Source organism: Arthrobacter sp. 2YAF22_2, from assembly GCF_052114645.1.
Lineage (GTDB): Bacteria > Actinomycetota > Actinomycetes > Actinomycetales > Micrococcaceae > Arthrobacter.
In genome coordinates this window covers 1-13,120 of the sequence record NZ_JBFRFD010000031.1, presented here as the reverse complement: position 1 = coordinate 13,120, position 13,120 = coordinate 1, and the positions used below count along the sequence as shown (strand labels likewise).

At 67.3% G+C, this 13,120-nt stretch carries 12 protein-coding genes and 1 pseudogene; 9 read left to right on the top strand and 4 right to left on the bottom strand.

Going from position 1 to position 13,120, the window contains the following annotated elements; genetic code table 11:
- From AB4Y86_RS02740 to AB4Y86_RS02725, 4 genes and pseudogenes are all read left to right on the top strand, one after another.
- Positions 1–229, top strand: a pseudogene (locus AB4Y86_RS02740) (alcohol dehydrogenase); the annotation flags it as partial.
- Positions 230–391: 162 nt separating this feature from the next.
- Positions 392–1,870: a peptide MFS transporter gene (locus tag AB4Y86_RS02735; RefSeq protein WP_441399900.1), complete on the top strand. Its 1,479-nt coding sequence runs from the start codon at positions 392–394 to the stop codon at positions 1,868–1,870.
- 138 nt (positions 1,871–2,008) lie between these two features.
- Positions 2,009–2,440, top strand: a complete 432-nt coding sequence (locus AB4Y86_RS02730) for a universal stress protein (RefSeq protein WP_441399899.1) — start codon at positions 2,009–2,011, stop codon at positions 2,438–2,440.
- 3 nt (positions 2,441–2,443) lie between these two features.
- Positions 2,444–3,289 (top strand): phosphotransferase, encoded by an 846-nt coding sequence (locus tag AB4Y86_RS02725; protein ID WP_441399898.1) that lies wholly within the window; start codon positions 2,444–2,446, stop codon positions 3,287–3,289.
- Positions 3,290–3,307: 18 nt separating this feature from the next.
- On the opposite strand, the gene AB4Y86_RS02720 is transcribed toward AB4Y86_RS02725, so the two are convergent.
- From AB4Y86_RS02720 to uxaC, 4 genes are read right to left on the bottom strand one after another with little or no spacing between them, the layout of a single operon-like run.
- Positions 3,308–4,291, bottom strand: coding sequence for a sugar kinase (locus AB4Y86_RS02720; RefSeq protein ID WP_441399897.1), 984 nt, complete (start codon positions 4,289–4,291; stop codon positions 3,308–3,310).
- Positions 4,288–4,965 carry a bifunctional 4-hydroxy-2-oxoglutarate aldolase/2-dehydro-3-deoxy-phosphogluconate aldolase gene (locus tag AB4Y86_RS02715; RefSeq protein WP_441399896.1) on the bottom strand — a complete coding sequence of 226 codons (678 nt, stop codon included), beginning with the start codon at positions 4,963–4,965 and terminating at the stop codon, positions 4,288–4,290. The genes AB4Y86_RS02720 and AB4Y86_RS02715 overlap by 4 nt, the downstream gene beginning before the upstream one ends.
- Positions 4,962–6,536 carry a UxaA family hydrolase gene (locus tag AB4Y86_RS02710; protein WP_441399895.1) on the bottom strand — a complete coding sequence of 525 codons (1,575 nt, stop codon included), beginning with the start codon at positions 6,534–6,536 and terminating at the stop codon, positions 4,962–4,964. Before AB4Y86_RS02710 ends, AB4Y86_RS02715 begins: the two co-directional genes overlap by 4 nt.
- A gap of 18 nt (positions 6,537–6,554) precedes the next feature.
- The gene (uxaC, locus tag AB4Y86_RS02705) at positions 6,555–7,985 is read right to left on the bottom strand and encodes a glucuronate isomerase (RefSeq protein WP_441399894.1); all 1,431 of its coding nucleotides are present in this window, start codon (positions 7,983–7,985) and stop codon (positions 6,555–6,557) included.
- Between the two features lie 237 nt (positions 7,986–8,222).
- On the opposite strand from uxaC, the gene AB4Y86_RS02700 reads away from it, so the two are divergent.
- The 5 genes from AB4Y86_RS02700 to AB4Y86_RS02680 form a co-directional block, all read left to right on the top strand.
- On the top strand, positions 8,223–9,281 hold the full coding sequence (locus tag AB4Y86_RS02700) for a LacI family DNA-binding transcriptional regulator (protein ID WP_441399893.1): 1,059 nt from the start codon (positions 8,223–8,225) through the stop codon (positions 9,279–9,281).
- Positions 9,268–10,494 carry an extracellular solute-binding protein gene (locus AB4Y86_RS02695; protein WP_441399892.1) on the top strand — a complete coding sequence of 409 codons (1,227 nt, stop codon included), beginning with the start codon at positions 9,268–9,270 and terminating at the stop codon, positions 10,492–10,494. Before AB4Y86_RS02700 ends, AB4Y86_RS02695 begins: the two co-directional genes overlap by 14 nt.
- Positions 10,491–11,624, top strand: coding sequence for an ABC transporter ATP-binding protein (locus tag AB4Y86_RS02690; protein WP_441399891.1), 1,134 nt, complete (start codon positions 10,491–10,493; stop codon positions 11,622–11,624). The genes AB4Y86_RS02695 and AB4Y86_RS02690 overlap by 4 nt, the downstream gene beginning before the upstream one ends.
- Positions 11,621–12,544: an ABC transporter permease gene (locus AB4Y86_RS02685; RefSeq protein ID WP_441399890.1), complete on the top strand. Its 924-nt coding sequence runs from the start codon at positions 11,621–11,623 to the stop codon at positions 12,542–12,544. Before AB4Y86_RS02690 ends, AB4Y86_RS02685 begins: the two co-directional genes overlap by 4 nt.
- The coding region (locus AB4Y86_RS02680; protein WP_441399889.1) for an ABC transporter permease at positions 12,544–13,120 on the top strand (577 nt) is incomplete at its 3' end. The genes AB4Y86_RS02685 and AB4Y86_RS02680, both read left to right, overlap by 1 nt.

The following is a 13,120-nucleotide window of genomic DNA, read 5'->3' as shown; positions in this document are numbered from 1 at the left end:
CTCCCCGCTGACCATCACGGCGGAGGCGCGGACAATCGTCGGCAGCTACCTGGGCTCGGCGGTGCCCGCACGGGACATCCCCAAGTACGCCCAGCTCTGGCGGGACGGAAAACTCCCGGTCGAGGAGCTCATTTCGTCCCGGATCGCCCTGGCGGACATCAACGAGGCCATGGACCAACTCGCCGACGGAAAGGCCGTCCGCCAGGTCATCATGTTCGACGCCGACTAATCCCGCCACCCCGCGTTGCCCTATCCCTTATGGCTGCTAAATTCGGTCCGGAAGGACATCAACCGATAAGGCAACTGAAGCGGATCAAAGAAGGCGAAACACCCTGTAATTGACTTGCTCACGGCCGCCGCTGATGTGACAATCTCCCGCTGCGGTGTCAGCATTAAGCAAGTGACCACCACCCAAATCCCTAAATCCCCCGTCACTACTTCGGGCGATACCTCGTTCTTTGGCCACCCAAAGATGCTGGCCAGCCTCTTCTCCGTGGAAATGTGGGAGCGCTTCTCCTTCTACGGAATGCAGGGGATCCTCCTCTACTACATGTACTTCACGGCCGCCGAGGGTGGCCTCGAAATCAACAAGGCACTGGCTGCCAGCCTGGTCGGCGCCTACGGCGGCGGTGTCTACCTCTCGACCATCCTGGGTGCTTGGCTCGCGGACCGGATCTTCGGGTCCGAGCGTGTGCTCTTCGGCTCGGCCATCATGATCATGGCCGGCCACGTCGCCCTGGCCCTGATCCCGGGCATTCCGGGTCTGATCGCCGGCCTCGTGCTGGTCGGCGTCGGGTCCGGCGGCCTCAAGGCCAACGCCACCGCCCTGGTCGGAAGCCTGTACCGCGAGAAGGACGAGCGCCGCGACGCCGGTTTCTCCATCTTCTACATGGGCATCAACGCCGGCGCCCTGATCGGCCCGCTGGTGACCGGCTGGCTGCAGGAAAGCCAGGGCTTCCACTGGGGCTTCGCCGCCGCTGCCATCGGCATGGCCGTGGGCCTGGGCATCTACGCCCTGGGCCGCAACAAGCTGCCCGAGGAGGCCCACCGGGTGCCCAACCCGCTGCCCGCCGCGCAGCGCACCAAGTACGGACTGATCTTCTTAGGCATCGCCCTGGTCATCGCCGTGCTGCTCGCGACCGGCGCCGTGAACGCGGACAACCTGGCCATGACGATGGCGTACGCAGCCATCGGGGCGTCCGTGCTGTACTTCGCGCTGATCTTCAGCAGCAAAAAGGTCAACGCCACCGAGCGTGGCCGGGTGACGGCTTTCATCCCGCTGTACATCGCCTCGGCCGCGTTCTGGGCACTCTTCCAGCAGCAGTTCACCTTCATCGCGGTGTACTCGGAGGAGAAACTGGACCGGAACCTGTTCGGCTGGGAAATGCCGGCCGCGTGGGTCCAGTCGATCAACCCCGTGTTCATCATCATCTTCGCCGGTGTCATGGCCGCCCTGTGGACCCGGCTGGGCCACAAGCAGCCCGGCTCGGCGCTGAAGTTCTCAATCGGCCTCTTCGTGATGGGCCTCGCCTTCCTGGCGTTCATCCCGCTGGCCGGCGGGGGCAAGACGCCGCTGCTGGCACTGGTAGGGATCCTGTTCCTGTTCACCATGGCGGAACTGTTCCTTTCGCCCATCGGCTTGTCGGTGACCACCAAGCTGGCCCCCAAGGCCTTCCACACGCAGATGGTGGCCCTGTTCTTCCTCTCGGTCTCGCTGGGCACGACGCTGGCCGGCGTCCTCGCGGGGCTCTACAACCCGCACGACGAGCTGCCGTACTTCATCGGCGTCGGCGGCACCGCAATGCTGCTGGCCGTCGGCCTGGCCGCCGCCTCCCCTGCGATCAAGAAGCTTATGGGCGGCGTCCGCTGAGCTAGCTTGGTTCATCTGGCACCGTGAATCTCCGGGATCCTCGTGCCGAACGGCACTCCCCGGCTGGCCTCGGGAGTGGCACGATGGGGCAATCACGGCTGCGCCCGGAACCGGGGCCCGTAATTGCGAGGAGGAGTCATGACCGGCGACGGAAACTACAGGATCGTGGTGGGGGTGGACGGCTCCGCGGAGTCCCGTGCGGCCATGGATTGGGCCGTGGCGGAGGCCAAGCTCCGTAATGGCCAGGTCCTGGCCGTTACGGCATGGAACTTCCCCTACGTCAGCAACGGGTTCGGCCAGGCATGGAACTACCAAGGCTTCGAAACCGACGCCCGGGCCATCCTCGACGAGGAGTGCGCCCGCGTCCTTGACCAGGGGGTGGGGATCACCCCACGCGTGGTGCAGGGCAGTCCCGCTTCGGTGCTGATCGACGCCTCGCGGGACGCCGACGTCGTCGCCATCGGCTCACGCGGCCTCGGTGGATTCACCGGTTTGGTCCTCGGTTCCACCTCGACCCAGACGGTCCACCATGCCCATTGCCCGGTGCTGGTCTTCCGTGGACAAAGCTGAGCTGTGAGCACCCGAGTCCGGCCGCCGGTTGAGGTGCGTGTCTACCGCCGCGCCGCCGGCGAGGCGTCCGACGTCGAACTTATGCCCGCCGGGGATGTCACTGAAGGCGTGGTGCGGGTCGGGGACACCATCCGCCGCCCGCACCAGCCGCAAAGCCTCGCCGTGGCCGGCTACCTCGACTGGCTCGAGGATGCCGGCTTTGACGGCGCGCCGCGGTTCCTGGGCCGCGACGCCGGCGGCAGGGACGTGCTGAGCTTCGTTCCCGGCCGGTGCGCCGGTGCGCTGCCCGAGACCTGGGTACAGTCCGAGGAGCTGCTGGCCTCGGTGGCCCGGCTGGTCCGCCGCCTGCATGACGCGTCCGTGGGCTACGTTCCGCAGTCGCACCCGTTCCCGCCGCGCCCCGTCCGGCAGGACCCGGCAGAACTGGTTTGCCACCTGGACGTCACGCCCCAGAACGTGGTGGTCCGCGACGGGATCGCCGCCGGGCTGGTGGACTTCGACCTTGCCGGTCCCAGCACCGCCCTCAAGGACTCGTATAACGCCGCCATGCACTGGGTCCCGCTGCGCGACCCGGCGGACGCGTGGCCCGGCTGGGAGGACCTGGATCCGTTCCGGCGGCTCCGCATTTTCGCCGACGCCTACGGCTGGGACCGGGAGGAACGACGCCGGCTGAGCGGCCTTGCGGTCGACGCCGCGGAGCTGAGCTACGAGCGGATGCGCCACAACGCGGAAGCGCTGGGCGGCGGTTGGGCGCGGATGTGGGCCGAGGGCGCGGGCGGGCTCATCCTGCGGCGCCGCGGTTGGCTCGAGGCCAACGCCGCGCGGCTGACGGACGCGCTGACCGGCTAGGGCCGGCCGGACCAGCCCTCAGCGGCTCACGGGTTCCGCGGCGCCCAGAAGCCCAAGCTCGGAACGCCGCGGCATCCCTTCCCAGTCGCCGGAAACCAGGCATGCGTACGCTCCGGTGCGCACGGCCGTCAGCAACCGCTGCCGCACCGGCCGCCCGTCGAGCAGCTCGGCAAGGTAACCGCCGACGAACGCGTCCCCCGCACCTACAGTGTCCACGGCCCGGACCGGCACTGCGTCCTGCCGGTACTCCTCGCCGTCCACAAGCGCCAYGCAGCCCTGCGCGCCGAGCTTGATCACCACCTGCGCCGGACCCAGGGCAGCGAGCCGGTGGGCCAGTTCGATCGGCTCGGCCGCTTCGCCGACCGCGATGGCCGCCTCGTCGTCTCCGGCGAAGACCACGTCCGCCTGCCGGACCAGCGTCCGGAAGGCGTCGCCGGCGGCCGGTTTCTGCCACAGGGCGGCGCGGTAGTTGAGGTCGAGGGACACCAGGGTGCCGGCCTGCCTGGCGCAGTCGATAGCGTATTGGACCGCGGCCGCGGCGGACGCGGACAGCGCCGGGGTGATGCCKGTGACGTGGAGCAGGCGCGCGGCGGCAATCTTTCGGGCCGGGACGTGCTCCGGGGAGAGGGCCGCTCCGGCGCTCCCGGAGCGGTAGTACCAGACCCGGGCCGTCTCGTTGGTGCGTCGTTCCTTGATCATGAGCCCGGTGGGGGCATGGGGGTCCCGGCTGCATTCGACGTCCAGCCCCTCGGCGAGCAGCTCCCGCAGGACCAGATCCCCCAAGCTGTCGGCGCCAACCCGCCCCACCCACGTCACCGAAGTACCCAGCCGGCGCAGGGCGATCGCCACGTTGCTTTCCGCTCCCCCGACGCCCAACCGGAGCGACTCGGTAAATGCCAGCGGGCCCGGGGTGGAGGCCTTTATGAGGGCCATCGTTTCGCCGAGGGTGACGACTTCGCTGGGGGCCGACGCCGGCTCTGCCGGGCCCGCGCCGGCGTTCACCGCGGTCCCCGGGCGCCGAGAGCTTCGGCGACCAGGCGGCTGACCTTCTTCGCCCGCCGGGTCAGCTCCCCCAGGTCGCCACCCTTGAAGGCGTCGCCGACGAGTGGTCCGCCCAGACTGACCGCCAGCGCCCCGGCCTCGATCCAGCCCGGCGCGTCCTCGATGGCGACGCCACCGGAAGGGATGACCTGAAGATCCGGGAATGGCCCCCGCAACTGGGCGATATAGCCGGGACCGACCGTCGAGGCGGGGAAAATCTTGACGGCGGTGGCCCCCGCCCGCCATCCGGCCAGCAGTTCCGTGGGCGTCAGGCCTCCCGGGTAGACGGGGATGCCGCGCTCGACGGCGGCGGACACAATGCTGCCGTCCGTCACCGGCGTGACGAGGAAGCGCGCCCCGGCGTCGATCGCATGCCGGGCCTCCCCTTCTGTCGTGACGGTGCCGACGCCGATTTCGACCTGCTCCCCGAAGTCCCGGATCAGCCCGGGCAGGAGCTCAAAGACCCCGGCCGTGCTCAGCGTCAGTTCGATCGACCGGACCCCGCCATCCGACAGTGCGGCGATGACCGGGGCGTAATCCCGGGCATGACCGGCGCGGAGTACCGCCACCACCGGGTTGGCGAGCAGGATGTCGCTCGGGGCGGGGCGCTGGAGCGTCTTCGTCCCGCTGCTCACGTCACGGCCCCTAGTTGCCAAGGCACAAATTCTTCCTGTCCCAGATCGAGTTCTTCGCTGACGGTCTGTGCCCCGGATGCCACTTCGAGGATGCGGGCGAAGATCAACTCCCCCACTTCCTGGACGGTCGACTCGCCGTCGACGATGACGCCGCAGTTGAGGTCAAGATCCTCGGGCATTCTCTTGTAGAGCTCGGTGTTGGTGCCCAGTTTGATGCTGGGCACCGGCTTGCAGCCGAACACCGAGCCGCGGCCGGTCGTGAAGCACACCACGGTGGCGCCGCCGGCCACCAGCCCGGTGACGGACACCGGGTCGTAGCCGGGCGTGTCCATGAACACAAGGCCGGGGCTGGTCATGGGTTCGGCGTAGGCGTAGACGGCGGACAGCTCCGCCTGCCCGGCCTTGGCCACAGCGCCGAGGGACTTCTCCAGGATCGTCGTGAGGCCGCCGGCTTTGTTGCCGGGCGACGGGTTGTTGTCCAGGCTTCCGCCGCCGGAGCTCGCATAGTCCTGCCACCAGTCGAGTTGTCCCAGCAGCCGTTGTCCGACTTCGGGGGTGACAGCCCGGCGGGTCAGGAGATGCTCGGCGCCGAAGACTTCCGGGGTTTCGGCGAGCGCGGAAGTTCCCCCGTAGCCGACCAGCAGGTCTGAGGCAACCCCCAGCGCGGGATTCGCGGTGATGCCGGAGTACCCGTCCGAGCCGCCGCAGTTGAGGCCAAGCACCAGCTCGGAAACTTCCGCCGGCTCCCGCTGGAGTTCGTTGATGGAGGGCAGCATCTTTTCGATCAGGGCAACCCCCGCTTTGACCGTGGACCGGATGCCGCCGGAGTCCTGGATGGTGAGCCGCTCGATCAGTGCGGGTGCGGTGGCGGGATCGAGGAAACGATCGGTCTGCAACATCTCGCAGCCCAGGCCGAGGACCAGCAGCCCGGCGAAGTTGGGGTGCGCGGCATAGCCGCGGAGGGTGCGCACCAAAACTTCCGCGCCTGCGCTTCCCAGCACTATCCCGCAGCCGCTGCCGTGGGTCAGGGCGAAAACCCCGTCGACGTTGGGATAGGCGTCCAGCGCACTCCCGCGGAACTGGTCGGCGATCATCCGGGCCGTGCTGGCCGAGCAATTGACGGAGGTCAGGATGCCGACGTAGTTGCGCGTGCCGACCTTGCCGGTGGCTCGGCGGTAGCCCTGGAAGGTGGGGCGCGGACCGGGCGGCACCGGCGGGGTGATCCGGGCGGTGCCGAATTCGTAGTCCTGTTTTACCTCGTCCATCCCCAGGTTGTGGGTGTGGACGTGGTCCCCGGGCCGGATGTCAGTCAGGGCCCGGCCGATCGACTGTCCATACTTGTGCACCGGGGAACCGGCGGCAACGGGCCTGAGCGCAATCTTGTGTCCGCGCGGGACGTTGGCGCTGACAGTCAGCACCCGCTCAGCCCCGACCGCAGCGTCGTCCGGTGAGGCGCCGTCCTGGAGGGTCGTGCCTGCGGCGAGGTCGCGGGTGGCGACGCCCACTTCATCCCCCTCGGCCAGGCGGAGGATGCAGTCCTCAAGCCGGACCCGGGCTGAGTGTATGGTCATCGATCTGTCCTTCCGGTCTCAGCTCCGGGCAGCATAGGACTGCAGCGGCAAGTTGTAGGCGAGGTCGACGGCGGTTTCCGCGGCCTCCGCCAGGGACAGCCGGCCCTCGGCCACGAGTCGGGCAAGGTAGCCGGCGTCGATCCGCCGGGACAGGTCGTGACGGGCGGGGATGGAGGCCAAGGCCCGGGTGTCGTCGACGAACCCGGTCGTGTTGTAGAACCCGGCCGTTTCGACGGCGGACTCACGGAACCGGCGCATCTGCTCCGGGCTGTCCAGGAACCACCAGGGAGCTCCGAGTTTCATTGCCGGGTAGCAACCGGCGAGGGGCGCGAGTTCGCGGGAATAGACCGTTTCGTCGGTCGTAAAGGCGATGAAGCGGAAGTCCTTGTTCATGCCGAAGCTGTCCAGCAGCGGCCGCAGCGAACGGGTGAACTCAACGCTGACCGGGATGTCGAAGCCCTTGTCGGGACCATAGGAGTCGTAGACACCGTGGCAGTGATTGCGCAGCACTCCGGGGTGGAGTTGCATTACCAGACCGTCTTCGACGGACATCCGGGCCATCTCGTAGAGCATGTTCCCGGCGAACGCCTGGGTCTCCTGCGCCGTCGCCCCCCCGCGGGCGGCTGCGGCGAAAATGCGCTGCGCCTCCGCCGCCGGCAATGGCGTCGTATCCGCCAGCAGGTGCCCGTGGTCGGTGGCACGGGCGCCGGCGTCGATGAACGCGCGCCGACGCTGCCGGAGCGCCGCCAGGAAGCTGCCGTAGTCCGCCACCTCCACCCCGGAAATATCGGAGAGCGTCCGTATTTCGTCCTGCCACCCGGCGTGATCCACATGCAGCAGCGAATCCGGACGGAAGGTCGGGACGATCCGGCCGGGGCCCAGCGTGTCGCGGAGTTTCCGGTGGGCGGACAGGTCGGACAACGCCGAATCCGTGGTGGCAAGAATCTCGACATTGAAGCGGTCCAGAATGGAACGGGGTCGGAATGCCTCGGTCTGCAGCAACGCCGCGAGACGGTCGAATAGGGCATCGGCATTCTCCGCCGAAGGCTGCAGCGGTGTCTCAAAGACAACGGCGAGCTCGTGTTCGAGCCAATACCGCGTCGGGGTCCCGCGGAAGAGTTTCCAATTCTCACAAAAGCGGCGCCAGATCAGGCGGGCGTCCTGCTCCGCCATGACCGCTCCCTGGCGGTCCGTCACGCCCAGCTCGGCCGGTGTGTAGCCCTGCGACACCAGCATCCGGACGAGGTAATGGTCAGGGACCACCAGCAGCTCCGCCGGATTCCCGAAGTACTCGTTGTCCACGAACACTTCGGCCTCCACGTGCCCGTGCATGGACACGATGGGCAGGGCTTCGACGGCGGCGTAGAGCTCCCGGGCAATGCTCCGCGTTGCGGGGTCGGCAGGGAGGGCCCGGTCCGGGTCGATGGCCCAAGCGGTGGAGTCACTCATAAATTTGCCTCTCCTTTGAAACAAAATGCAACAAAATTCAACCGATGAATTAGCTACCAATATGCACTCGGGCCGTTCATAAAGCAACGAATCCCGCATATTCAGCGGGATTTTCTTGCGACGAAGGATGAAATCCAAAGTTTCTTCCACTTGCCTGTTGACATATCTATGAAAACGATTGCAGGATGTGACGAACCGCACAGTACGGCCAATCGACGAGTGTTAGGTGAAGTGCGCATGAAGGGGTCCATTACGGTCCGGGATGTGGCGAAGGCGCTCGGCGTCTCGGCATCGACGGTGTCACGGGCACTGTCCTCCTCGGACCTCGTCGCACCCCGCACCCGGCAGCAGATCGTGGACAAGGCGCGCGAGTTGGGTTACATCCCCAACAGCGCCGCCCGCGGGCTGGCAACCGGCCGGAAGGGAACCCTGGGGCTGGTGGTGCCGGACCTTGAGAACCCGTACTTCGCCTCCGTCACCAAGGGGGTCCAGGCCCGGGCCCTGGCTGCCGGCTACTCGGTCTTTGTCGCCGATTCCGATGAGGACAGCCACGTCGAGCGGGAACTGGTGGGCAAGCTCAAGCCACAAGTCGACGGGCTCATTCTGTGCTCCCCCCGGATGTCCGACACCGATCTGGCAGCCCTGCTGGGAGGTATCCCCGCCCTGCTGATCAACCGGCGGCTGGAGGGCTTACCAGACATCACCGTGAACGACCAGGAAATTGTCCGCCAGGCGCTGGAACACCTTCACGCCCTGGGCCACCGTAAGGTCGGCTACGCCGGCGGCCCCACCGGTTCCTGGTCAGACAAGCAGCGCCGCCTCGGGATCGAACAGGCGGTTCCGGGACTGGCCGGCCTGGAGGTCACCTCCCTCGGGTCTTTCGCTCCTGTCTTCGGCGGCGGACAGTCCGTGGCCGACCTCGCCGTCGCCGCCGGGCTCACCGCCGTCCTGGCGTACAACGACCTGATGGCGCTCGGCATTATTGCCCGCCTGCACGCCCGCGGCATCAACGTTCCGGACGAGCTGAGCGTGGTGGGCATTGACGATATCAACGCCGCAACGCTCATCTCGCCTGCGCTGACCACCGTCCGGGCACCCCTTCGCAAGCTGGGCAGCGCCGCCGTCGACCGGTTGGTCGAAAGCCTTGACCCCCGTTCGGTTCCCCGCGCCGCCGAAAATCTTCCGATCGAGATCGTCGTCCGGCAGTCCACAGCCGTAGTGCCCTCCGTCATCCGCGAGCGTCCGTCCGGCAACGTTGCCGGACGCAATGAAAGGAAATCCCATGCGAGCATCTAGAAGAGTCCAGTGGGCGGCAACCCTCGGCGTGGCCGGGTTGCTGGCCACCGGTTGCGGCGCCCCGGGGAGCGACAACGCAGCGGCCTCAACTCTGTCCGCCGGCAGTGTCCCGGAGAAGCCCTCCAAGGCGGTCACCCTAAACATCCTCGACGTCGCCGGCAACAAGCAGCTGACCGGCGCCATCTTCGACCAGTTCGCCAAGGACCACCCGGACATTATCTCGGCGGTCACCTGGGAAACCGCCGGCGCCCCGGACATGGCCGGCAAGGTGAAGGCCCAGCAGCAGGCCGGCAACCTGAAGATCGACCTGGTCCTGACCGGCACCGACGGCCTCGCGGCGGGCATCAGCGAGAGCCTGTTTGCCCCGCTGGCCAAGGACTACAAGGACCGGCTGAGCAACATGGCCAACTACCAGGAGCCCGCGGCGGCGATGCAGAAGCTCGCCCAGGACCAGGCCGTCGCCTTGACCTACTACCCCTCCGGCCCACTGCTGGAATACAACCCGGACAAAGTCCCCAACCCGCCCAGCACCGCCGAGGAGCTCCTGAGCTGGGCCAAGGACCACCCCGGCCGCTTCGGCTACGCCCGTCCGGCCAACTCCGGCCCCGGCCGCACCTTCCTCATGGGCCTGCCCTACATCCTCGGGGACTCCGACCCCAAGGACCCGGTGAACGGCTGGAGCAAAACCTGGGACTACCTCAAGCAGCTCAACCAAACCGTCACCTCCTACCCGACCGGCACGGGCGTAACCATGAACAACCTGAAGAACGGCACCTGGGACATGGCGATCACCACCACGGGCTGGGACATCAACCCCCGCGCTCTGGGCCAGGTGCCGGAAAACTTCAAGACGAAGGCGCTTAAGGGCTTCACCTGGGTCACGGACGCCCAGTACGCCGCGGTCCCCAAGGGCGTCTCCGCGGACAAGATGGCGGCGATCCTGCAGGTCCTGCAGTACGCGCTGACCCCGGAACAGCAGGCCAAGACGTTCGACTCCGGCTACTTCTACCCCGGCCCGGCCATCAAGGACGTCACCGTGGACCTCGCGCCGCAGGCCAGCAAGGACATCATCGCGAAGTTCGGCCGGCCCGAGTACGACGCGCTGATCAAGGACAACCCCAAGGCCACGCCGATCGACGCCGCCGCCCTCGTGAAGGCCTTTGACACCTGGGACACGCAGGTGGCAACCGGGAAGGTCGAGCAGAAGAAATGAGCATCCACGCCACGAGCTTTGAGACCCTCGAGCTCGAAAATGTGGCCCGGTCGTTCGGCGGCCAGAATGCGCTCCGGAACCTCAACCTCTCGATCCGCAGCGGTGAGTTCATTGCGCTCCTAGGCCCATCGGGCTGCGGCAAGTCAACGGCCTTGAACTGTCTGGCCGGGCTGCTGCCGCTGACCGGCGGACGCATCCTCATGGACGGCAAGCAGATCGACCGGCTGCCGCCCGAGAAGCGCGGCTTCGGCATGGTCTTCCAGAACTATGCGCTGTTCCCGCATCTCAGCGTGGAGAAGAACATCGCCTTCGGCTTGGAAATGCGCAAGGTGCCCAAGGCGGAAATTAAGAAGCGGGTGGCCGAGGCAATCGAACTGGTCCAACTCGGGCCGCACGCTACGAAACTTCCTGGCCAGATGTCCGGCGGCCAGCAGCAGCGCGTGGCGATCGCCCGCGCCGTCGTACTGCGGCCGCCGCTGGTGCTGATGGATGAGCCGCTATCCAATCTGGACGCGAAACTGCGCCTCGAGATGCGGACGGAGATCCGGCGCCTACACCAGTCCCTGGGCCTCACCACGCTCTACGTGACGCACGACCAGGAGGAAGCCCTGTCGCTGGCCGACCGGCTCGTGGTGCTGCGCCTCGGCGAGGTGCAGCAGGTCGGCACCCCGCAGGACCTCCACGAGCATCCGGTCAACTGGCACGTCGCGGACTTCATGGGCTACCGCAACCTCTTGGAGGGCGTCGTGGAGCGGGTGCACGGCGAGGCTGTCACGGTTTCGGTCCTCGGCACGAGCGTGACCGGTTCAGCGCAGGAGCCGCTTCGCGCCGGCGACGCGGTGAAGGTCGGGCTGCGCCCGGAGGACTTCGACATCGCACCGGCGGGAACCGCGCCCGCCGGCCTGGCCAGCATCGACGCTACCGTCGAGGTGGTCGAATACCAGGGCCGTGAATTCGCGGTTGAGGTCAGGTCCGACGCCGGGAGGCCCCTGCACGTGCGCACGGCGCGCCACGTGGAACCCGGGCAGCGGGTCACTCTGACCGCGACGCAGGACCGCGTCCTGGTGTTCCCGGCCGAGCTGGCCCCGGCGCCGGACCCCGCCCCCCAGCTTGAGGGGGCGGCGCTGTGACCATCACCGGACAGCGGCCGGGCCGGGTGAAGCAAGGGCCGGGCACCCGGCCGGCCCTCTCCCACCGGCTGGCCGAGCGCGGGATCGACAAGCTCCTGCTCCTGCTCCTGCCCGCCCTGCTGTTTTCACTGGTGCTGTTCGTCTATCCCTTCGTCTACGGCCTGGGCCTGTCGTTCCAGCCGAAGACGGGCGGACTCTTCGGGGCCTACGTGAAGTTCTTCACGGACCCGTCCGTCCGGGGCCTGGACTCGATCTGGGTGACACTGCAGCTGGCACTGCCGGCGGCCCTGCTGAACGTTCTGGTTTCGGTTCCGCTCGCGTACAAGATGCGCGGGAAGTTCCGCGGAAAACGCGCCCTGACCACCGTCCTGGTCATCCCGATCACGCTGGGCACCGTCCTCACCGCCGAGGGCCTGCTGAACTTCTTCGGTCAGCGCGGCTGGCTGAACCGCTTTCTCGGGGTCCTGGGCTTCGAACCCCTCCAGCTGGTCCAGAACTACTGGGGTGTGCTCTGGTCGCTGATCATCTCGGGTTTCCCCTTCGCGTTCCTGCTGATCCTGTCCTACCTGTCCGGCATTGACCCCTCGCTGGAAGCGGCGGCCCGTACCCTCGGCGCGGACTGGAAACAGCGCTTCCGCAGGATCACCCTCCCGCTGCTGGCACCAGGGCTGGCCATCACTTTCTGCCTGACCTTCGTCCTTGCCTTCAGCGTCTTCCCCTCGGCCATCCTCGTCGGCGACCCGTCCGGGTCCACCCGCGTCATCGCCTACGTGGCCTACAACGCCTGGGGCCAACAGTTCGATTACCCGCTCGCGTCCGCCGCAGCAATCGTGATGGGCGCCGTGGAACTGATCGTCATCGTCCTGGTGCTGATCTGGCGCTCCCGCATGTACAAAGGATCCACCGGAGGTAAGGGCTGATGAGTCTGGCGTTGAAACCCAAGTCCGATGCCGCACCGCGGCGCAGCAAACGGGCCGTGGCCGCGACCCCGGGCACCTTCCTGATCTGGGGCAGCATGGCCGTGTTCCTGCTGCTGCTGCTCGGCGTCGTCTCTTCCGTGGTGGTCAACTCCTTCGCAAAGGAATGGTTCGATACCTGGCTTCCTTCCGGCTACACCCCGGCCTGGTACGCCGACGCGTGGAAGGAGTACGACCTCGGCCAGGTCGTCGGCACCACGCTGACAGTCGCCGTCGCCGTCGTCGGCATCTCCGTCCTGATCGGGGCGCCGGCCTCCTACGTGCTGGCCCGGCGCAGCTTCCCCGGCAAGAACATCCTGATGCTTGTCTTCCTGCTGCCGATCATGATGCCGCCCATCACCTACGGCATCCCGTTGGCAACCCTGTTGACGTATTACCACCTGGCGCCCGGCCTGACCGGCGTGATCCTCGCCAACCTGGTCCCCTCCATCCCGTTCGTCATCCTGACCATGACGCCCTTCATCGAACAGATCAACCCGTCGATCGAGTCGGCAGCGCGGATGTGCGGCGCCAACATGC